The 18,526-nt window shown below is 64.2% G+C and carries 19 protein-coding genes; 11 read left to right on the top strand and 8 right to left on the bottom strand.

From position 1 onward, the window contains the following. Positions 1 to 133 precede the first annotated feature (133 nt). Entirely contained in the window at positions 134 to 625 is a 492-nt protein-coding gene (locus ACIQUS_RS15630; RefSeq protein WP_403048238.1) for a GNAT family N-acetyltransferase, read from the top strand. A gap of 76 nt (positions 626 to 701) precedes the next feature. Beyond that, entirely contained in the window at positions 702 to 1,730 is a 1,029-nt protein-coding gene (locus ACIQUS_RS15625) for a GlxA family transcriptional regulator (protein ID WP_403048237.1), read from the top strand. Between the two features lie 12 nt (positions 1,731 to 1,742). Here ACIQUS_RS15625 and ACIQUS_RS15620 read toward each other — a convergent pair whose 3' ends face one another. Genes ACIQUS_RS15620 through ACIQUS_RS15610 form a run of 3 tightly spaced genes read right to left on the bottom strand, consistent with a single transcriptional unit; the run spans position 1,743 to position 4,414 of the window. After that, entirely contained in the window at positions 1,743 to 3,044 is a 1,302-nt protein-coding gene (locus ACIQUS_RS15620; RefSeq protein WP_403048236.1) for an MFS transporter, read from the bottom strand. 39 nt (positions 3,045 to 3,083) lie between these two features. Next, a complete protein-coding gene (locus ACIQUS_RS15615; RefSeq protein WP_403048235.1) occupies positions 3,084 to 4,028 on the bottom strand; it encodes an NAD(P)-dependent oxidoreductase in 945 nt (314 codons plus the stop codon). Between the two features lie 38 nt (positions 4,029 to 4,066). After that, positions 4,067 to 4,414 carry a RidA family protein gene (locus ACIQUS_RS15610; RefSeq protein ID WP_403048234.1) on the bottom strand — a complete coding sequence of 116 codons (348 nt, stop codon included), beginning with the start codon at positions 4,412 to 4,414 and terminating at the stop codon, positions 4,067 to 4,069. Positions 4,415 to 4,664: 250 nt separating this feature from the next. Here ACIQUS_RS15610 and ACIQUS_RS15605 point away from each other — a divergent pair, with 250 nt between their 5' ends. Beyond that, complete coding sequence (locus tag ACIQUS_RS15605) at positions 4,665 to 6,071, top strand: NAD(P)/FAD-dependent oxidoreductase (protein WP_403048233.1); 1,407 nt, start codon at positions 4,665 to 4,667, stop codon at positions 6,069 to 6,071. Positions 6,072 to 6,080: 9 nt separating this feature from the next. Then, positions 6,081 to 6,428 carry a cupin domain-containing protein gene (locus tag ACIQUS_RS15600; RefSeq protein WP_403048232.1) on the top strand — a complete coding sequence of 116 codons (348 nt, stop codon included), beginning with the start codon at positions 6,081 to 6,083 and terminating at the stop codon, positions 6,426 to 6,428. Positions 6,429 to 6,437: 9 nt separating this feature from the next. Here ACIQUS_RS15600 and ACIQUS_RS15595 read toward each other — a convergent pair whose 3' ends face one another. Together ACIQUS_RS15595 and ACIQUS_RS15590 are read right to left on the bottom strand one after the other, a co-directional pair. Next, complete coding sequence (locus ACIQUS_RS15595) at positions 6,438 to 8,027, bottom strand: diguanylate cyclase (protein ID WP_403048231.1); 1,590 nt, start codon at positions 8,025 to 8,027, stop codon at positions 6,438 to 6,440. Positions 8,028 to 8,139: 112 nt separating this feature from the next. Next, positions 8,140 to 8,553: a MerR family transcriptional regulator gene (locus ACIQUS_RS15590; RefSeq protein WP_403048230.1), complete on the bottom strand. Its 414-nt coding sequence runs from the start codon at positions 8,551 to 8,553 to the stop codon at positions 8,140 to 8,142. A gap of 81 nt (positions 8,554 to 8,634) precedes the next feature. Between ACIQUS_RS15590 and ACIQUS_RS15585 the strand changes: the two genes are divergently transcribed. Together ACIQUS_RS15585 and ACIQUS_RS15580 are read left to right on the top strand one after the other, a co-directional pair. Next, complete coding sequence (locus ACIQUS_RS15585; protein WP_403048229.1) at positions 8,635 to 9,870, top strand: NADH:flavin oxidoreductase/NADH oxidase family protein; 1,236 nt, start codon at positions 8,635 to 8,637, stop codon at positions 9,868 to 9,870. A 514-nt stretch (positions 9,871 to 10,384) separates the two neighbouring features. Further along, positions 10,385 to 10,822 (top strand): nuclear transport factor 2 family protein, encoded by a 438-nt coding sequence (locus ACIQUS_RS15580; RefSeq protein ID WP_403048228.1) that lies wholly within the window; start codon positions 10,385 to 10,387, stop codon positions 10,820 to 10,822. Here ACIQUS_RS15580 and ACIQUS_RS15575 read toward each other — a convergent pair. The 3 genes from ACIQUS_RS15575 to ACIQUS_RS15565 all read right to left on the bottom strand — a co-directional run bounded on the left by ACIQUS_RS15575 (position 10,819) and on the right by ACIQUS_RS15565 (position 12,737). Then, positions 10,819 to 11,067 carry a helix-hairpin-helix domain-containing protein gene (locus ACIQUS_RS15575; protein WP_403048227.1) on the bottom strand — a complete coding sequence of 83 codons (249 nt, stop codon included), beginning with the start codon at positions 11,065 to 11,067 and terminating at the stop codon, positions 10,819 to 10,821. The genes ACIQUS_RS15580 and ACIQUS_RS15575 overlap by 4 nt on opposite strands. Before the next feature lie 93 nt (positions 11,068 to 11,160). Continuing rightward, entirely contained in the window at positions 11,161 to 11,901 is a 741-nt protein-coding gene (locus tag ACIQUS_RS15570) for a cache domain-containing protein (RefSeq protein ID WP_403048226.1), read from the bottom strand. Between the two features lie 83 nt (positions 11,902 to 11,984). Then, the gene (locus ACIQUS_RS15565; RefSeq protein WP_403048225.1) at positions 11,985 to 12,737 is read right to left on the bottom strand and encodes a FadR/GntR family transcriptional regulator; all 753 of its coding nucleotides are present in this window, start codon (positions 12,735 to 12,737) and stop codon (positions 11,985 to 11,987) included. Between the two features lie 220 nt (positions 12,738 to 12,957). On the opposite strand from ACIQUS_RS15565, the gene ACIQUS_RS15560 reads away from it, so the two are divergent. The 5 genes from ACIQUS_RS15560 (at position 12,958) to ACIQUS_RS15540 (ending at position 18,462) form a co-directional block, all read left to right on the top strand. Beyond that, positions 12,958 to 14,382 (top strand): gamma-aminobutyraldehyde dehydrogenase, encoded by a 1,425-nt coding sequence (locus ACIQUS_RS15560; RefSeq protein WP_403048224.1) that lies wholly within the window; start codon positions 12,958 to 12,960, stop codon positions 14,380 to 14,382. Between the two features lie 169 nt (positions 14,383 to 14,551). Continuing rightward, the gene (locus ACIQUS_RS15555) at positions 14,552 to 15,157 is read left to right on the top strand and encodes a dimethylamine monooxygenase subunit DmmA family protein (RefSeq protein ID WP_403048223.1); all 606 of its coding nucleotides are present in this window, start codon (positions 14,552 to 14,554) and stop codon (positions 15,155 to 15,157) included. Continuing rightward, entirely contained in the window at positions 15,154 to 16,122 is a 969-nt protein-coding gene (locus ACIQUS_RS15550; protein ID WP_403048222.1) for a PDR/VanB family oxidoreductase, read from the top strand. Before ACIQUS_RS15555 ends, ACIQUS_RS15550 begins: the two co-directional genes overlap by 4 nt. Before the next feature lie 17 nt (positions 16,123 to 16,139). After that, the gene (locus tag ACIQUS_RS15545; protein ID WP_403048221.1) at positions 16,140 to 17,186 is read left to right on the top strand and encodes a heme-dependent oxidative N-demethylase family protein; all 1,047 of its coding nucleotides are present in this window, start codon (positions 16,140 to 16,142) and stop codon (positions 17,184 to 17,186) included. A gap of 73 nt (positions 17,187 to 17,259) precedes the next feature. Then, the gene (locus ACIQUS_RS15540; protein ID WP_403048220.1) at positions 17,260 to 18,462 is read left to right on the top strand and encodes an MFS transporter; all 1,203 of its coding nucleotides are present in this window, start codon (positions 17,260 to 17,262) and stop codon (positions 18,460 to 18,462) included. Positions 18,463 to 18,526 lie beyond the last annotated feature (64 nt).

Below are 18,526 nucleotides of genomic sequence, written 5' to 3'. Positions count from 1 at the left end.
TGGAATTTTTTGGGGTGTTGCGTGCGCGGATTCTGCCGGTGAAGCGCCAGGCGGTGGTAATTCAAAAAACTGAAGGCTAGCTGCAATATTTTTTATACTGGCCGGCGACAAGCCCCTTGCCCATGGAACTCAAATGCCCTCACTGCATTTTCGCGATGCCGCGCTGTCCGACGCGCCCCGCTGCTACCAGATCGAAGCCACCGCCTACGAAGGCGACGAAGCCGCTACCCTGGAGAAGATCACCACGCGTATTGCCCAGTACCCCGAAGGCTTTCTGATCATGGAAGAAGCCGGTCAGGTCATTGGCTTCATCAACAGCGGCTGCGCCTTCGAGGTGGTGATGTCCGATGAAGCGTTCAAGGAGCTGGTCGGTCACTCGCCACAAGCGCCGAACGTGGTGATCATGTCGGTGGTGATCGACCCCGCAAGCCAAGGCAAAGGCTATGCCTCACGGATGATGGAAGCGTTCATCCTGCGGATGAAAGCGCTGGGCAAACAGAGCATCCACCTGATGTGCAAGGAGCGTCACGTAGCGCTCTATGAACACATGGGCTATCGCTATGTGCAGCCTTCGGCCTCCGACCACGGTGGCATGGCCTGGCACGAGATGATCATGGAACTGTAGGTGTCAAAGGACGGTGCTGTACGGCCGTAATGGCTCGGAGTAGGATCGTTTTCGTCCTGCGCTGCCTAGAAAAACAATGAAAACCCAGAGCCACTTCGAACCCCCGCACGATGAGCTGGCACCGCCTCGCAAGCCCGACTTGCGGGTCGCCATTGTGCTGATCGAGCAGTTCACCCTGACGCCGGTGGCCGGCTTCGTCGACTCGTTGCGCTTCGCCGCGGACCGCTCGTTCGACAGCCGACAAATCTACTGCCAGTGGGACTGGCTGAGTGTGACGGGCGAAGCGGTCACCGCCAGCTGCGGCCTGCCGATTGCCACGACCAGGCCCCTGGACCCCGATGCCCGTTACGACTACGTGGTGCTGGCTGGCGGGCTGCTGTCAGGGGTCATGAACCCGGCACCTGAACTGCTCGTCTACATCCAGCAACTGGTCGAGCGCAAGGTGCCGATCATCGCGTTGTGCGCTTCGTACTTTACCCTCGGCCTTGCCGGCGTGCTCAAGGGTCGGCGCTGCGCAGTGCACTTCACCGTGCGTGATGAGTTCGCGGCGCTGTTCCCCGATGTCCGGATCGTCGTCGACAAGGCCTATGTGGAAGACAACGGCATCTTCACCTGCCCGGGCGGCACAGCGTTCGAACTGGCGGCCGAGATTATCAGCCGCCACTGCGGCAAGCGTCGGGCCCAGAAAGGCCTGGAATACCTGCTGGTCAATGACGAGGAAGTCCAGCGCAGCACCGACAGCGGCGTGGCCCATGTCTACCAGGATCCGCTGGTGCAGCGCGCCATCGACTACATGCGCACCCACCTGGACAGCCACTGCACACTCAAGCAACTGGCCATGAGCCTGGGCTGCAGCGAACGCCGGCTGCACCGCGCCTTTCTGCTCAATACCGACCAGCCACCGGCCCAGTACTGGCGCCAGCTACGCTTGCAACAGGCGCGCAAGTTGCTCAGCGACACCAGCCTGCATGTGACGCAGATTGCCTACGCCACAGGCTTTTCCGATGCCTCGCACTTCATCCAGCAGTTTCGCAAGTGCTACGGCGAGACGCCGCACCTGTTTCGCAAGTTTCGCCACGAGGCCGAACGACTGGTTCGGCCGTGATATCGAGCAGGCTCAGCGAACGTAGCGCGGGTTGGTTTCCGGCGCCCAGAGCAGGCAGACCAACGCCCCGATGACCAGCGCCGCCACGCAGGTGCCGATGGCCGCCGAGGTGCCGAAGCGCTCCATCACCACCGGCAGCAGGAAGGTGCAGGATGCCGCGCCGATCCGGCTGGCCGCCACCGACAAACCGACACCGGAGGCGCGCAACTCGGTGGGGAACAGCTCGGAGGTATAGGCGAACTCCAGCACACCAGAGCCGGCCATGACAAAGGCGAACACGGCAAACACCCCGACCACGTAGACCGCCGGCATACCGCTCCAGCTCGCCAGCACAAAGAGTGCGATCGCATTGATTGTGAAGGTGCCGATCAGGAACGCCCGGCGCGTCAGCAGGTTGATGAGCATCAGCCCGGCGATGGAGCCGGCCAACAGGAAGACGTTATAGACCAGGCCGCCGGTGTAGCTGTCTTCCACTTTCAACGCCGAGAAGATACGCGGGATGAAGGTGCTCATGGCGAAATACGGAATCACCTGGCAGGTGTAGAAGATGGCCCCCACCAGCGTGTTGCGCCGCTGCTGGCGGCTGAACAACTGGCCCCAGGAGGCTTTTGTCTCGCCCTGCTCCACCGTCGGCAAATCGCCACCGCCCAGGCGTTCGATCACTTCGCGGGCTTCGCGCTGGCGGCCCTTCTTCATCAGCCACAACGGCGATTCCGGTGTGCCCTGGCGCACCAGCAGCACCAACAACGAAGGCACCACACTGCTGAACAGAATCCAGCGCCAGGCGTCGTCGCCGGCGGCCTGGAGGACATAGCCGATGATGTAGGAAATGGTGAAGCCCAAGGTCCAGGCCACCGCCATCAGCGCCAGCAACGGCCCACGAAAGCGTCGGGGCACCAGCTCAGCGACCAGCGAGACACCGACCACGAAGTCCGAGCCCAGGGCAAAGCCGAGCAACAGGCGCAACACCAGCAGCTGCTCGGCGTTCTGGGCGAAGAACTGGGCCACCGAGACGATGCAGAACAGTGCCATGTTCCAGCGGTAGATGTGCTTGCGACCGAAGCGGTCGGCGACCGGCCCGGTCAGCAGGCTGCCCAGGAACAGGCCGATCAGCGCCGCGCCTCCCAACAGGCCCAGCCACAGGGCGTCCAGGCCCAACGGTGTGGTCGCCAGGCTGATGGCGATGCCGATGATGCCAAGGACATAACCGTCACAGAACTGGCCGCCGACGCCGCCGACGGCAGCCTTGATGTGCAGGGGGCGTATGGGTGATTCATCGAAAGCGCGCGTACTGGATATATCGACGTTTTGCATGATCTGCCTCTTGTTGTTTTTATGGGTGCTGATCGGTGATCAGGACAGGCGCGAAACGAACGCCGTGACATTGTCCAGCGCGCTGTCCATCAGCGCTTGCGTGGCCTCGGCGCTGCTCCAGGCGATATGCGGGTTGAGGATCAGGTTATGGGTGGCGGCCAGGTGCAGCAGTGGCTCGTCGAGGGTGATGGGTTCATGGGTGATCACATCGAGCGCGGCGCCACCGATCTGGCCGGTCTCAAGGGCGTGGATCAGATCGGGCTCGTTGATCACGGCACCGCGTGACGTGTTGACCAGCAAGGCATCAGGCTTCATCCAGGCCAGTTGCTGGCGACCGATCAAGTGGCGGGTGTCCGGGGTCAGCGGGCAGTTGATCGAGACCACATCGCTGCAACGCAGCAACTGCTCAAGCGACAGGTAGCGCTCGCCCTGGTAGTGGCCGTCGCGATCGAAGAACCAGACCTCCATCTCCAGGCGCGAGGCCAGGTCGGCCAGCCGCTGGGCGATGGGGCCATGACCGATGATGCCAAGCACCTTGCCGCGCACATCGCGGATCGGGTAGTCAAAATAGGTGCTGTTCCAGGAACGCTTACCGGCGCGCACCTCCATCAACAACTGGTGATAGCGACCGACATTGCGCAGCAGCGCAAAGATCATCGCCAGCGCATGCTCGGCCACCGCATGGGTGCCGTAGCCGGGCACGTTGCTGACGTGAATGCCGCGCTGGCGGCAGTAGTCCAGGTCGACCACATCGGTCCCGGTCATGGCCAGCGAAATCATCTGCAGCGACGGCAACTGCTCCAGCTGCTGCACCGGGATCGGCACGCCGCTGGTAATGGCGATGGTGGCGCCGGCCAGTCGTTCGGCCATCTGCTCGGGGCGGGTGTAGTCGTACAGGGTCCAGCGGTGGGGAAAAGGCAGTTCCTTGATCAGCACGCTTTCGGCGAAGCCGTCTCGGTCGAGGAATACGACGTCATGCAACATGGACACCTCCATAGGGTATCGAGTGTTCCTGGCGGCAATCAGCTGACGGCCGAGGCCTGGATCTCCAGGCGGTAGCGACTGTCGGCCAACGCCGCGCCCACGCAGGCACGCACCGGCGGGTTGGCGCGGTCGACCCAGGCGTCGTAGACCTCGTTCATCGCGTCGAAATCGGCCATGTCGGCGAGCCAGATCTGCACCCGCGTCAGGCGTGACTTGTCGACCAGGGCCATGGCCAGGATGTCGTCCAGCTGCTGCAGCACGTCGCGGGTTTGCGCGCCAATGCCCTGGCCCGGATCACGGGCGACGATCCCGGCGGTATCGATCCTGCCTTCGCAGATCACGCACTGGCTGTAGCGGGCGTTGCCGCCCAATCGTTGCAGGTTCATGCCGACCTCTCTTGTCATTGTTGTGGGGGGCGGTGCCGCCACGCTGGCGGGCACTGGCGAAAAGTCTGTGGCCGGCCGCAAGCGCCCGGCTAGGAAGAAAATGACGATAAACAGGAGAAATCGGCAAAATTAAAAAATCTTCTAAAAATTTCCCATCAGTAAAAATTACTGTTGTTTTTTTACATGCCTGGCGATAGCTTCGACACCACAAGAACAGTCTCCCGTCATTCACCCGCCACGAGACGTGCCCATGAAATTCCCTGCCGTTGCCCCATTGAAACGCAGCTTCTGGCTGCAGTCCGTCGAGCCCGCCCTGCAACCCTCGCCTGCCCTGCAGGGTGAGCATTGCGCCGATATCGTGATTGTCGGTGGCGGCTTCGTCGGCTTGTGGACGGCGCTGACCATCAAGGAACACGAGCCCGATTGCCGGGTCATGGTGCTGGAACAGGACGTATGCGGCGGTGGCGCTTCGGGGCGCAATGGCGGTTTCGTGATGTCGTGGTGGCCGAAGATTCAATCGCTCACCTCGTTCTGCTCCACCGAGCAGGCGACCTTTCTGGCCAGAAGCGCTGAACGGGCCATAGGTGAACTGGGCGAGTTCTGCCAGCAGCATGGCATCGACGCGGCGTTCAGGCAGAAGGGTTGGCTGTGGACCGCAACCTGTGAAGCCCACGTCGACGCCTGGAACGGCACGTTGGCCGCCTGCGAGCGCGTGGGTGCCCGACCGTTCGAGCGGCTGTCACGCCAGGAAGTGGCCCGGCGCACCGGCTCGGCTATTCACCTGGCCGGTGTACTTGAACGCAGCAATGCAACGGTGCAACCGGCAGCACTGGTGCGCGGCATGCGCAGGGTGGCGATCAATGCCGGCGTGCAGATTCATGAAGGCACGCCCGTGCACGAGATCCAGCCCGGTCGTCCAGTGCGGCTGATCACCGCCAACGGCTGTGTCGAGGCCGCCAATGTGGTGCTGGCGACCAACGCCTGGTCATCCGCCATCCCTGAACTGGCGAAGCTGTTCGTGCCGGTCGGCAGCTCCATCGTGGTCACCCAGCCCCTTGGCAAACGCCTGGACGACATGGGCTGGAGCGGCGGCGAAGCGATCACCGACTCGCAGTTGCTGGTCGATTACTACCGCACCACCGCCGATGGCCGGATTGCGTTCGGCAAGGGCACCGGCTCGCTGTCGTATGCATCGCGCATGGGCACGGTGTTCAGCGAAGACGCCGAGGGCATCGGCCTGACCACCGCCGACCTGCGCCGCACTTACCCCATGCTCGAGGATGTCGGTGTGAGCCACGCCTGGTCCGGCCCGATCGATCGCACCTACGACAGCCTGCCAGTGTTCAACCACATCGACGGCAGCGACAACATTCACTACGGCATCGGCTGGAGCGGCAACGGTGTCGGGCCGAGTCGCCTGGGCGGGCGCATCCTGGCGAGCCTGGCGCTGGGCAGAAACGATCAATGGAGCAGTTGTGCGCTGGTCGGCCGGCGCTGCAAGCCCTTCCCGCCGGAGCCGGTGCGCTACCTCGGTGGCACCCTGGTCCGTGGCTCGGTGCTGCGCAAAGAACGCGCCGAGCTGCGCGGTAACAAGGCAAACCGGCTGGACGTGATGATGGCCGGCTTTGCCCCTGCTGGTCTCGAAGACAAATCCTGAGGAAACGCCATGACCCCTGTTCTGATCCGCCTTGAAAACGACCACCAGTTCAGCGAGCCGGTGCCTGCCAGCCTACCGGTTGGCGAACCGGTGCCACTGACGCGCACTGCGGTGCACCATGACATTGCCACGCAAAACGTCTCGGGCGGTTTCTGGGAATGTTCGCCCGGCCGCTTGCGCCGCGCGGTGATGCAGGCCGAATTCAGTTACTTCATCGAAGGAAAAGGCAGCTTCACCCCCGACGGCGGCGAGCCCATCCATTTCAAGGCCGGTGACTCGATCTACTTTGCCGCCCAGACCCATGGCGAGTGGGAGATTGTCGAGAAGGTGCGCAAGACCTACTTCATCGTCGGCTGAGCCGACCGTTCAACAGGCGGTGTGTGGGCTGGTCAAGGCCTGCACCACCACCCGGTTGCGCCCCTCTTGCTTGGCCCGGTAGAGCAATTGATCAGCGCACTTGATGATCGCCTCCGAGGTTTGGGTCTGTTCGCTGCGGCAAGCCACCCCAATGGAGATGGTCAGCGTCCCCACCGGCTCGATCGGGGTACTGGCAATGGACTGGCGAATGCGCTCGGCGATTTCCCCGGCCTGCTCAAGGCCGGTGTCCGGCAACAGCAGCGCGAACTCCTCGCCACCTGCCCGGCAGGCCAGGTCCCCTTCGCGGGCGTTCTGCTCAATGATCAAAGCCACCTGCTTGAGCGCCAGGTCACCGACATCATGGCCATAGGTGTCGTTGACCCGCTTGAAGCGATCAATATCCAGGGCCAGGGCGGCGTAGTGCCGAGCGTCCCGGTCCAGCGTCTCAAGGGCCTCGTTCATCGCCCGGCGATTGGCCAGGCCTGTCAGGGGATCGTTCTGGGCATCGCGTTTGAGTCTGCCGAGTTTCTGCTGAAGCAACTGAACTCCACCCAGCAATGCCGCACGAATGGCCGCAGCTTCGGCATACCAGGCATTGATCGCTTGCAACTGGGCAGTGGTTTGCGGTGCCGACAGCTGGGTTGCACTGTTGGCCAGTTGCCGCAGCGGTCGGGTGATCAACAAGGTCCCCAGCAGGATCAGCAGCAAGCCCAGCACACCGGCGGGAATGATCTTGATCAGCATGTCGCGCATCAGTTTGCCCAGCGGCGCCAGGGCCTGCTCGCGCGGCAGTTGGGAGACCACGGTCCAGTGGGCGGCGGCGACCTGGGCGTAACCTGCCAGCACCGGCACGCCCTGGTAGTTGATCGCCTCCATTGCCCCGCTCTCCCCACGCAGGGCGGCATCGACTGTCGGGCTGCTGGTCAGCCGTTCGCCGACCTTGCCGATATCGGTGTGATACAGCAAGCGCCGGTGCTCGTCGGCCACGAAGGCAATGGTGCCGTCCTGGTGATAGTGATTGCCGATCAAGGTGTGCAGCACACTGCGTTGCTGGATAAAGACCGAGCCGGCAACAACGCCGAGGAACTGCCCCGTGGGGCTGAAGATGGGCTGGGAGATCGCCACGACCAACTGGCCTGCCTGGTTGGTGTAGGCATGACTGACCAAGGGCCGCTGCTCGGCCAGTGCCTGGCGGATGTCTTCGGACTGGATCCGCGTGCCGCGCATTGCCGGCACCTCGGGCCAGTCCTGCAGCAGCGTGCCGTTGGCATCCACGATCAGCACAGTGTTGAGCTCGGTGTCCTGGGCTTGCAGGCGCAGGGCTTCCTCCCTGAGGAGCCGCGCATTGGAAAAGTCGCGCCCCAGTCGCTGGCTGCTGAAACCCATGCGCTCATGCACCGACTCGAGGAAGGCGGTGATGCTCGACGCGACCTTGAAGGCGTAGGCGCGGTTGGCCTCCAGCGCCGAATGCACCAGGGCATCGCGTTGCACACCCCAGGCCACGAACAGGCTGTTGCACAGAGTGGCCAGCACGGCCAGCAGGACGAAACTCAGTATCAGGCCGCGCAGGCCGATGGACATGGGACCCAGTTTGCTCATGAATACTGCCGTGCCGGTGCTTTACTGCCACGGGGTACTGCTGCCCCGCCCCCTGCCGGCCAGTCCACGAGACTGCCCGCGCGTCTGAAGCGTAGCTGATCGACCGCCGCCCCTACGGGTCAATGTGGGTCTGCAGGCGCTTGAGCAACAACTGCGCGTTGTCGGCGCAGGGCCGTTCTTCGGGCCGGTTCTCGATGCTTTCAATCACCAGCAGCAGGTGTGCCCGGTTCTGCTCAAGCTGCTGCTGCAGTGCCTCGATCTCGGCGACCTTGCCCTTGAGGCCGGCGAGCAACTCGTCGTGCTGCCAGGCATTGGGGGTAACCGGCAACAGGTGGCGAATCTCATCGAGCGAGAACCCGGCGCGTTGGGCGCCGGTGATGATCTGCAGGATCCACACCGCGTCCGGGCTGTAGTCGCGGTAGCCATTGGCCTTGCGCGTCACCGACTTGATCAGGCCGCTGGACTCGTAGAAGCGGATACGCGAAGCCGTCAGGCCCGTGTGCTTGGCCAGTTCTCCAATCCTCATCGCTCACGCTCCAAAAAGGCTGTTGACATTAAAGTTAACTTTAATCTTATGGTTTGCACACGATCAATAGAGGTAGCCCCCATGAACGTGTTCGACAAACTGATGCTCCCCAACGGCGGCGTGATTGCCAATCGCCTGGCCAAGGCCGCGATGGAAGAGAACATGGCCGATGCCGACCAGGCCCCCTCGGCCGAGTTGATGCGCCTCTACCAGGCCTGGGCCGAGGGCGGCGCCGGCCTGTTGATCAGCGGCAACGTGATGGTCGACCGCCGCGCCATGACCGGCCCCGGGGGCGTGGTGCTGGAAGACGACCGGCACCTGGACACATTCAAGCGCTGGGCCAGTACCGGTCGCGCTCGCGGTGCGCAGTTCTGGCTGCAGATCAACCACCCCGGTCGGCAGATGCCGGCCAATCTCGGCCAACAGACCTGGGCCCCCTCGGCGGTTGCGCTGGAGCTGGGCAAGCTGTCCAGGCACTTCAGCCCGCCGCAGGCGATGACCCAGGACATGATCATCGAGGTGATCCAGCGTTTCGCCCGCACCGCGCAACTGGCCGAGCGCGCCGGTTTCAGTGGCGTGCAGATCCACGCCGCCCATGGCTACCTGCTGAGCCAGTTTTTGTCGCCGCTTGCCAACCTGCGTACGGATACCTGGGGCGGGTCGCTGGAAAACCGTGCCCGGCTGTTGCTGGAGATCGTCAAGGCGGTGCGTGCCGTGGTGTCTGCGCAGTTTGCCGTGGCGGTCAAGCTCAACTCCGCCGACTTCCAGCGTGGCGGCTTCAGCGCCGACGATGCCCGCGAGGTGGTAAGGCTGCTCAATGAGCACGCCGTTGACCTGGTCGAGCTGTCGGGGGGCAGCTACGAGGCGCCGGCCATGCAGGGCCAGGCCCGTGACGGCCGCACCCTCGCCCGCGAAGCGTATTTCCTGGAGTTCGCCCAGGATGTACAACAGGTCGCCAGGATGCCGTTGATGGTCACCGGTGGCATACGGCGCCGGGCGGTTGCCGAACAGGTGCTCAAGCGCGGTGTGGCCATGGTCGGCATGGGCACCGCATTGGCCATCGACCCCAACCTGCCGCGCGACTGGCTGCGGGGCAAGGACAGCGCGCCCGAGTTACCGCCCATCCGATGGAAGAACAAGCCGCTGGCATCACTGGCGAACATGGCCCTGGTCAAGTTTCAGTTGCGCAAGCTGAGCCTCGGCCGGGCGCCCGACCCGAAGGTCTGGCCGCTTCGGGCGCTGCTGGGACAACAACTTGCCAACGCCCTGCGAGCCCGTCAGTACCGCCAGTGGATGGCGCAGCGTGCCGAAAGCTGATGGCGACTACATCCACTCGCGGTGTAGATACCGTCTTACCTGTCACCGGGCAAATGCCAATTTCGGGCCATACGGTTGGCCCGATTTCAGCACGCCATGGACGATATGCAGCATCTTGCGCATCACCGCGCAGTCGATCGCAGGCTTCGCCAGCTCCCACACAGGGGGGCAGTTTACACCGAAACCCTGTGGGAGCCGGCAGCGCCGGCGATGGCAACTGAACGCCAACTCCCTGCCGCTGCCCCCAGGCTGCGAAGCGGTCGTAGAGGCATTGCGACTGCTGCGCAGTCGATCGCAGGCTTCGCCAGCTCCCACACAGGGGGCGGTTTGCACCGAAACCCTGTGGGAGCCGGCAGCGCCGGCGATGGCCACTGAACGCCAATTCCCCGTAGCCGCTGCCGCCAGGCTGCGATCGGGCGCGAAGCGGCCGCAGCGATCGTCTGGATGGACGATGTCCGCTTGTACTGTATCGGTGAGGATGGTCTGCAACACGAACCAGGAGCAAGGATGAGCCATGAGCCATGACCTCCTCGCAATCTCCAACCTGCTCTACCGCTATGCCGAGAAAATGGACGGTGGCGACCTGGCGGGGGCCGCCGCCCTGTTCCGTCATGCCAGGATCAAAGTCCCCGGCAGCGAAAATCATCTGGACGAGACAGGCATCCTGCGCGTCTGGCAGCAGCGCCTGAAGATCTATCCGTGTGGAACGCCTCGGACCAGACACGTCATCAGCAATCCGATCATCGAGATCGATGCCGCTTCAGGCCGGGCGACCGTGCGCTCCTGCTACACGGTCCTGCAGGCACCTCCCGGGCGCGCCCTTCAACCTATCGCCACGGGGCGCTACCACGATGAGTTCGAGCGCATCGACCAGCAGTGGCGTTTTTGCTTTCGCGATTACTCCCTGCTGGACCTGACAGGTGACCTGAGCCTTCACCTGAACGGGCTTTAGTCCGAGTAACCCTCGATTTCCCGGGCCTTGGCGATTGCCGCCTGGATCGCCGAGCGCGCCTGCGGGCTGTTCTTCCAGCAGGTGGAGCCGACCAATGCCGAGGCCTGGGTCACGACATCGAGCGCGTCAGCCCTGCTCAGTTGATCGAGGGTGAAAATCCCCAACTGCTCCAGCCGCTGCACCACCGTTGGACCTACCCCTTTGACGCTCAGTAACGTTTGCTTTTCTTGCGCTGAAAATTCCATGTCCATTCCTTTGTAGGAGCGGGCTTGCCCCGCGATGCAATGTACCTGACACCGTGCATTCGCGGAGCAAGTCGAGTCGTCGCACCGCCGCGCCTACCGCAAGGCCGGCAAACGCACCAGCGACCAACCGGCCTCCGACTCCGCCAACCCCAGGCGCACCCCGTTCAGGGCCATGGGATTCAATAGCGCGTGGGCCAGGTCGCCGACCATCCAGTTGGCCGTATTGGACGCAATCACCCGGCCATCGGCGGAGATCAGCACCGCTTCATGCTCCAGGCGCATCAGGCTGCGCACCAGCAGGCGCTCGACATTGTGCAGCGACAGGTCCAGGCCAGCCACGCCGATGAAGCGCCCCTGCACCAGGATCGGCATGGTGAAGGTCAGCACGTACATGTTGGTGCCGTAGAGGTCCACGTAGGGCCCCTCCACCACGCTCTTGCCCGTATCGCGGGGGCGGCTGTACCAGGGCATGCCGGTGTAGTCGTAGAAATTCTCCCGGCGCTGGTCGAAGTTGGGCCGCAACGGCAGGGTCTTGCCGGCGTCGGCCAGGTACCACCACTCCAGGTGCATCTCGCGGTCGGCCAGGCAGTTGGGTTCGACGATAACGCCGCCGCCACAGCCAAAGGCGCCGGTGGCCAGTAACTGGCGGTCGATGGCCGGGCGCAGCGAGGCCAGGTCTTTCGCTGTGGGCTGGCGACCCTCGGCCAGGATGCGCTCCCACAGCGCCCGGGTTTCGTCCACCAACTGGCGGACCTGGCTGAAGATGGTGCCCAATGTGCTGTCCAGCTGCCGGGCGCAGGCCAACAAGGGGTCGTTATCGCTCAGGGCAAACATGGTATTTCCTCACGCAGGTTCGGCATTCTTCTTATAAGGTGAACAATGTGAAGCAGGGGCCACGCCAGTGCGCGCACTGGCGTTCAGGCCTCCTCCACTTCAGCCAGCAACTCCAGGCGCAGGCTGATCAGGCGTTTGATGCCACGGCTGACATGGGCCTCGGCCAGCGCCCCGGCCAGCACCGCATCGCCGGCAACCAGCGCCTGGAGGATGGCCCGGTGTTCCTGTTCGACCACCGATACATCGCCACCACCGGCGGCCTCCATCCACAGCAGCTCACCCACTTCCGACTGCAGGCGCATCTCGGTGTGAGTCAGGCGCAGCGACTGGGCGGCGGCGGCCACTTCGATATGAAAACGGGCATCGGCGCGGTGCCGGGCCAGGCGTGAACCGGCCTGCTTGAGGGTTTCGATGTGCTGGGCGATCCGCGCATGCTGCTCGGGCGAGCTGCGCCTGGCCGCCAGGCGTGCGGCGGTGCCGGAAATGGCCGTCTGCTCGTCGCCCAGGTCGCGCAGGTCCGGGCCGCTCATGTCGCGCAGGCGTTGCAGCAGCAGGGCTTCGGGCAACTCCACCGGCGCGCACACGAAGCTGCCGCCGTTGCGCCCACGGCGGGTTTCGATCAGGCCGCGCTGGCGCAGCACCACCAGTGCTTCGCGCAGGGTCACGGTGGCAACGCCCAGCTGCAGGGCCAGCTCCGATTCGCTGGGCAGTTGCTGCCCTTCGGCAAACAGCCCCAGCTCAATGGCCTCCACCAACCTTCGTGCCACCTCATCGGTACGCCCTTCCTGGCGCAACCGGATGAACGCGGTATTACGAGCAGTATTCAGGGCAGTCATTGCCTCTCCCTATCATTGCAAAGGCGGGGTGCACGGGCCTCGGCTAAAAAATTCAGTTTTGTATCTTATAGCGAACCATCGGTCGCCCGATAGCCATGATTTTCTCATTCTACCGCTTGGCTGGCGTTTTTTTAGCCAGTTGGCAAACATCAAACTTTAAGATATGGTTTCATAGGTTTAGTGATTCAGCCAACCAACAAGACCAACCAAGGAATCCGCCATGCAAACCAAACTCCTGATCAACGGCCAACTGGTCGATGGACAAGGCAGCCCCTACGCCGTGTACAACCCCTCCCTGGGTTCGGTGCTGGCGAACATCCCTGAAGCCACCGCCGCCCAGGTCGATGCTGCCGTGCAAGCGGCCGACCAGGCGTTCGACAGCTGGTCGCAGACCCCAGCCAAAGAGCGCGCCCACCTGCTGCTGCAACTGGCCGACCGCATCGAGGCCCATGCCCCGGCCCTGGCACGGCTGGAGTCGCAGAACTGCGGCAAACCCTACCAGGCTGCCCTGAACGATGAAATCCCGGCCATCGCCGACGTGTTCCGCTTCTTCGCCGGCGCCAGCCGCTGCCTGTCGGGCTCCGCCGGTGGCGAGTACCTGGCCGGACACACCTCGATGATCCGCCGCGACCCGCTGGGCGTCGTCGCCTCCATCGCGCCGTGGAACTACCCGCTGATGATGGTCGCCTGGAAGCTCGCCCCGGCCCTGGCCGCTGGCAACTGCGTAGTCCTCAAGCCGTCCGAGCAGACCCCACTGACCGCCCTGGAACTGGCGCGGATCATGGCCGACCTGTTCCCGGCCGGGGTCGTCAACATTCTCTTCGGGCGCGGCCCGAGCGTGGGCGAGCCACTGGTCAACCACCCCAAGGTGCGCCTGGTGTCGCTGACCGGCTCCGTGGCCACCGGCGCACGGATCATTGCCGGCACCGCCAGCAGCGTAAAGCGCACCCACATGGAGCTGGGCGGCAAGGCACCGGTGCTGATTTTCGATGACGCCGATATCGACGCCGCCGTCGAAGGCATCCGCGCCTTCGGTTTCTACAACGCCGGGCAAGACTGCACCGCCGCCTGCCGCCTGTATGTCCAGCAAGGGGTCTATGACGCCTTCGTGAGCAAGCTCGGCGATGCGGTGGGCAGCCTGCGCATGGGCCTGCAGGACGACCCGGAAACCGAGCTGGGCCCGCTGATCACCCGCGACCACCTGGAGCGCGTCGAAGGTTTCGTCCAGCGCGCCAAGGCCCAGCCGCACATCCGCGTGATCACCGGCGGCCAACGGGTCGACGGCCCGGGCTTCTTCTTCGAGCCGACCGTCCTGGCCGACGCCCGCCAGGACGACGAAATCGTCCAGCGCGAAGTCTTCGGCCCGGTGGTCAGCATCACCCCGTTCACCGATGAAGCCCAGGCCCTGGCCTATGCCAACGACTCGGACTACGGCCTGGCCTCTTCGGTCTGGACCCGCGACGTCGGCCGCGCCAACCGCCTGGCCGCACGCCTGCAGTATGGCTGCACCTGGGTAAACACCCACTTCATGCTGGTCAGCGAAATGCCCCACGGCGGCATGAAGCAGTCCGGCTATGGCAAGGACATGTCCATGTACGGGCTGGAAGACTACACCTGCGTACGCCACGTCATGTTCAAGCACTGACCCCGTATCAACCTGATGAAACACGCCCGGACCGGGCCCTCGACATAAAACATATAAAACCATAGGCAATATGGCATGAGATCTGCTTTCTCCCCTGCCCGAGCCTGAAACCAGCCGATTTTGTTACCAACCGGCACAGCCGCGGTAACGGCTAACGAGGTGTGTCACCATGCTTATTACCGGCATCAAGAGCCGCCCGGTCTACGACCGGCTGCAACCCATGACAGGTGGCTTGCGCCATCTGATCGCGGGCCAGGGCAGTGGCGGCGAAGCCATGTTGCGCCTGATCGCAGACATGTCCGTCGAGCAGCGCCACAACAGCACCCTGCTCTACTCCGTCGAATCCTTCTCCGGGCACGACCACTTGCAGGCCCTGCAAGAGGCCGAGGCCGCCAAACTGGAAGTGTTCGCCAGCAACCAGGCGCTGATCGCCGCCCTGCGCGACCGGCTGGAAGACGCTCACATGGGCACCCGCCTGTACCTGAGCGGCTCGGAGAGCTTCATCGGCACCGCCATGCAGGCGGCCAACGCGGTCGACCTGAACCGCGACGAAGTGCTGCGCGAGCACAGTGGCACCCTGGTCCGCCGGGTCTGGTGCGCGCACTGCGACACCTACACCGAGAATGTTACCCAGCGTGTGTTCACCTGCCCCGGTTGCCAGCTCGACCTGGTAGTGCGTGACCACTATTCCCGCCGCCTGGCCGCCTTCCAGGGCATCAAGGCCGACGGCGAAGTCCCGGGCGAACTGCCGGCAGCCGAGGAGCTCGACACATGAATACCCATAACGGCACCCTCGCCGTGCGCGTGGCGCGCATCGAGCCGCTCACCCCGGAGATCACCCGTTTCACCCTGGTCGCCCCCGACGGCAAGCACTTGCCCGCCTTCTCCGGTGGCAGCCATGTGGTGGTGGTCCTTGAAGACGGCGACAAGACCCACCGCAACGCCTACTCGCTGATGAGCTCGCCCTACGACTCCAGCGCCTACCAGATCGCTGTGCGCCGGGTCGCCGACGGCCGTGGCGGCTCGCGCTTTCTGCATGACAACGTCAGCGAAGGCGACCTGGTGCAGATCCTCCAGCCGGCCAACCTGTTCCCGCTGGCCAAGCACGCCCGCCAGCACCTGTTCATCGCCGGCGGCGTGGGCATCACCCCGGTGTACTCGCAGCTCGAAGAGCTGGAACTGAAGAACGCCACCTTCGAACTGCACCTGGCCGTGCGCGGGCCGGAGCACACCGCCCTGGGCCGCGAGCTGCAGGCCAGGTATGGCGAGCGGGTGCACCTGTATGTACAGGGTGAAGACGAGCGCATGGACATTGCGCGCATCCTCTTCGGTCGTCCGCTGGGCAGCCACGTCTATGTCTGCGGCCCGGACAGCATGATCGACGACACCGTGGAAAGCGCCCATATGCTCGGCTGGACCGACAGCCATATCCACTATGAGCGCTTCGTCGAGCAGGGCTCCACCGGCCAGCCGTTCAGCGTCACCCTGGCGCGCCAGGGCGTGACCATCGAAGTGCCCGCCGAGCAATCGCTGCTCGAAGCCGCCGAACAGGCCGGCTACAAGGTGCCCTACCTGTGCCGGGGCGGCGCCTGCGGCTACTGCGAGACCGAAGTTCTGGAAGTCGATGGCGACCTCGACCATCGCGATGACTGGCTCAGCGAGGACGACAAGCTGAGCAAGCGCAAATTCATGCCTTGCGTATCCCGCGCCAATTGCAGCCGCCTGGTCGTAGACCTCTGAGACAGGAAAACAACAAGATGACCGTATTCAAGCCAATCGAGACCTACGCCGACGTCGGCGGCGAGCACACCTACAGCAACAGCCGCGAAGCCGTGCTGCGCCTGCCCTTCCCCTACCCGGAAGACCAGTACATGTACTCGATGAACGTCGAGCCCCATGTGCCGTTCGGCAAAGGCGCCCTGCGCGCCCAGTTCGACATCGACGAGCACTACATCTCCGAGTGCCATCACCGCGCCCAGACCCTGGACAGCCAGCCGGGCGTGCACTACGCCGCCCTGCCACACATGATGGAAGCGCAATGGGACCTGCTCGAACTGCTGATGGAGTCGTACTCGCGCGACTTCCCCGAGCACTTCACCCTGGAGAAAAAGGGCACTCAGTGGCACTGGATCAACCGCCCGCTGCAGATCGACCAGACTTTCACCTTCGGTGATGCCAGCACCCTGCCGATGGAGCCGATGGAGTACATCACCCGCCAGGCCCAGGGCGAGTTCATTCTCCTCGAAGAGCGTGACGACACCCTGGTGATGGGCGCCGGCATGGCCACCCAGCGCGCCGACTACTCGCTGCGCTTCAACCTGGGCATGAGCTTCATGGAGTTCCACGGGCCGGTGCCCAAGCTGCACGAGATGGGTATCCTGCAACGGGCGCTGAAGTTCCTCCTGCGCCTGCGTCCAGGCCACCCGGTGCGCCGCACCAACTGGTCGATCACCGTCAACCCGCGCCTGGAGACCTCCGCCGAGACCCTGCCGGACTGGGCGCCGGACCGCACCATCGTCACCGCGGAAAATGCAGGGGAGCTGGTCAACCTGCGTATCGAGTTGCAACCGCTGCACCGTTTGCCACGCAGCAACGCCGTGCTGTTCCCGGTGCGTACCTACCTGGTCAGCCTCAAGCAACTGGCCGAGTTCGCCCCGCAATGGGCCAAGCGCATGCACCGGGTGATCCGCGACCTGGACCAGGAGCTGGTGGACTACAAGGGCTTCACCCGCTACCGCGATGCCATGGTGACCTGGCTGTCGCAGTATGACGACGGCACCCCGGTCGACGAGAGCCAGCAGTAACACCACCGTACGGGCGCGCCGGCTGCGACGCGCCCTCAGCCAACGATGTGCGAGCCACCCAGGGATCTTCCCCATGAAAACAATACGAAACGTCTTGCCCGAGAGCTGGAGTCTGGTGTTCTCCGCCGCAGGTTCTGCCTACGGTGTCGGTTTGCTTGGCCTGTGGGCCTTGCCCTTTCTGATCAGCGCCATCATCCATGACCTGAAACTCAACGAAGCCCAGGCCGGGCTGCTGATGTCGGCGGAGTTCGGCTTCACCATGCTGGCCTCGCTGCTGATCGCGCCCTTCATGGGCCGCGCCCCACGACGTACCCTGGCCCTGGTCGGGACCCTGCTGGCCATCGCCGCCAACCTGGTGAGCGCCAACGTCGAGAATCTCTATGCCCTGGCCGCGGTGCGCTGCCTCGCCGGCCTGGGCGCAGGCCTGGCCCTGGCCTGCGGTAACGCCGCCGTCGCCAGCGCCAAGCACCCGGATCGTATCGCCGGGCACATGAACGTGCTGTCGGTGTTGCTGATGATCGTGGTGATGCTCGGCTACGCCAAGGTCATGGCGCAGTTCGGCCTGCCCGGCCTGTATTACGCCATGGCCGCGACCATGGCGGTCATGCTGCTGACCATCCCGATGATGGCCCAGCGCGCACCGGTGGCCGAACCCTCGCCGGTCGCCCACGCGAACAAAGGCTCGGGCAATGTCCTGCTGAGCCTGCCGGCGATCTGCATGATGCTGGCGATGTTCGTGTTCCAGGCCCGCGACACCATGGGCTGGGCCTTCGTCGAGCGCATCGGCACCCTGGTCGGCTACAGTGGCGACGAGCTGGGCGTGCTGCTGTCGTTCCAGTCGGTGGTCGGCCTGATCGGCCCGCTGATCGCCGCCATGGTCGGCAAGCGCTTCGGCATGAGCACCCCGGTGATCCTGGCGATCCTGCTGACCGGCGCCACCAGCCTGAGCTACGTGCTGGGCGAGCACTCCAAGACCCTGTACACCGCCGGTGTGATGACCATCTGCGTCACCTACTTCTATGCCTTGAGCTACCTGACCGGCCTTGCCGCCGCCCTGGACCGCGAAGGCCGGGTGGTCGCGGCGGCGAGCAGCTTCCTGAGCCTGGGCCTGGCCGTGGGCCCGGCGATCTCCGGCGGGCTGATTTCCCTCGGTGGATTCTCCTTGGCGGCCTGGGGTATTGGCGTGACCGTGGTGCTGACCTTGCTGCTGGTGATCGCTCCGTTGGCCAGCATTCGTCGTGAGCATGCGCCCCTGACGCCGGCGCTGGCGCTCTGAGCGCCGATCGAGGCCAGGCATTCCTGCCTGGCCTCGATCACGCAACGCTCCCGCCACAACAGCC

The organism is Pseudomonas sp. NPDC090755 (genome assembly GCF_044769005.1).
Classification (GTDB): Bacteria; Pseudomonadota; Gammaproteobacteria; order Pseudomonadales; family Pseudomonadaceae; genus Aquipseudomonas.
Note: the sequence above shows the minus strand (reverse complement) of the source record. Positions and strands in the feature narration are given on the sequence as shown.

Excerpts from the sequence above, each read along its gene's own strand:
- ACIQUS_RS15545 (WP_403048221.1), top strand. The coding sequence starts at position 16,140 with ATGACCGTATTCAAGCCAATCGAGACCTACGCCGACGTCGGCGGCGAG.
- ACIQUS_RS15585 (WP_403048229.1), top strand. The coding sequence starts at position 8,635 with ATGAACGTGTTCGACAAACTGATGCTCCCCAACGGCGGCGTGATTGCC.
- ACIQUS_RS15595 (WP_403048231.1), bottom strand. The coding sequence starts at position 8,027 with ATGAGCAAACTGGGTCCCATGTCCATCGGCCTGCGCGGCCTGATACTG.
- ACIQUS_RS15615 (WP_403048235.1), bottom strand. The coding sequence starts at position 4,028 with ATGTTGCATGACGTCGTATTCCTCGACCGAGACGGCTTCGCCGAAAGC.
- ACIQUS_RS15565 (WP_403048225.1), bottom strand. The coding sequence starts at position 12,737 with ATGACTGCCCTGAATACTGCTCGTAATACCGCGTTCATCCGGTTGCGC.
- ACIQUS_RS15590 (WP_403048230.1), bottom strand. The coding sequence starts at position 8,553 with ATGAGGATTGGAGAACTGGCCAAGCACACGGGCCTGACGGCTTCGCGT.
- ACIQUS_RS15560 (WP_403048224.1), top strand. The coding sequence starts at position 12,958 with ATGCAAACCAAACTCCTGATCAACGGCCAACTGGTCGATGGACAAGGC.
- ACIQUS_RS15580 (WP_403048228.1), top strand. The coding sequence starts at position 10,385 with ATGAGCCATGACCTCCTCGCAATCTCCAACCTGCTCTACCGCTATGCC.
- ACIQUS_RS15625 (WP_403048237.1), top strand. The coding sequence starts at position 702 with ATGAAAACCCAGAGCCACTTCGAACCCCCGCACGATGAGCTGGCACCG.
- ACIQUS_RS15620 (WP_403048236.1), bottom strand. The coding sequence starts at position 3,044 with ATGCAAAACGTCGATATATCCAGTACGCGCGCTTTCGATGAATCACCC.
- ACIQUS_RS15575 (WP_403048227.1), bottom strand. The coding sequence starts at position 11,067 with ATGGAATTTTCAGCGCAAGAAAAGCAAACGTTACTGAGCGTCAAAGGG.
- ACIQUS_RS15630 (WP_403048238.1), top strand. The coding sequence starts at position 134 with ATGCCCTCACTGCATTTTCGCGATGCCGCGCTGTCCGACGCGCCCCGC.
- ACIQUS_RS15600 (WP_403048232.1), top strand. The coding sequence starts at position 6,081 with ATGACCCCTGTTCTGATCCGCCTTGAAAACGACCACCAGTTCAGCGAG.
- ACIQUS_RS15605 (WP_403048233.1), top strand. The coding sequence starts at position 4,665 with ATGAAATTCCCTGCCGTTGCCCCATTGAAACGCAGCTTCTGGCTGCAG.
- ACIQUS_RS15610 (WP_403048234.1), bottom strand. The coding sequence starts at position 4,414 with ATGAACCTGCAACGATTGGGCGGCAACGCCCGCTACAGCCAGTGCGTG.
- ACIQUS_RS15570 (WP_403048226.1), bottom strand. The coding sequence starts at position 11,901 with ATGTTTGCCCTGAGCGATAACGACCCCTTGTTGGCCTGCGCCCGGCAG.
- ACIQUS_RS15540 (WP_403048220.1), top strand. The coding sequence starts at position 17,260 with ATGAAAACAATACGAAACGTCTTGCCCGAGAGCTGGAGTCTGGTGTTC.
- ACIQUS_RS15550 (WP_403048222.1), top strand. The coding sequence starts at position 15,154 with ATGAATACCCATAACGGCACCCTCGCCGTGCGCGTGGCGCGCATCGAG.
- ACIQUS_RS15555 (WP_403048223.1), top strand. The coding sequence starts at position 14,552 with ATGCTTATTACCGGCATCAAGAGCCGCCCGGTCTACGACCGGCTGCAA.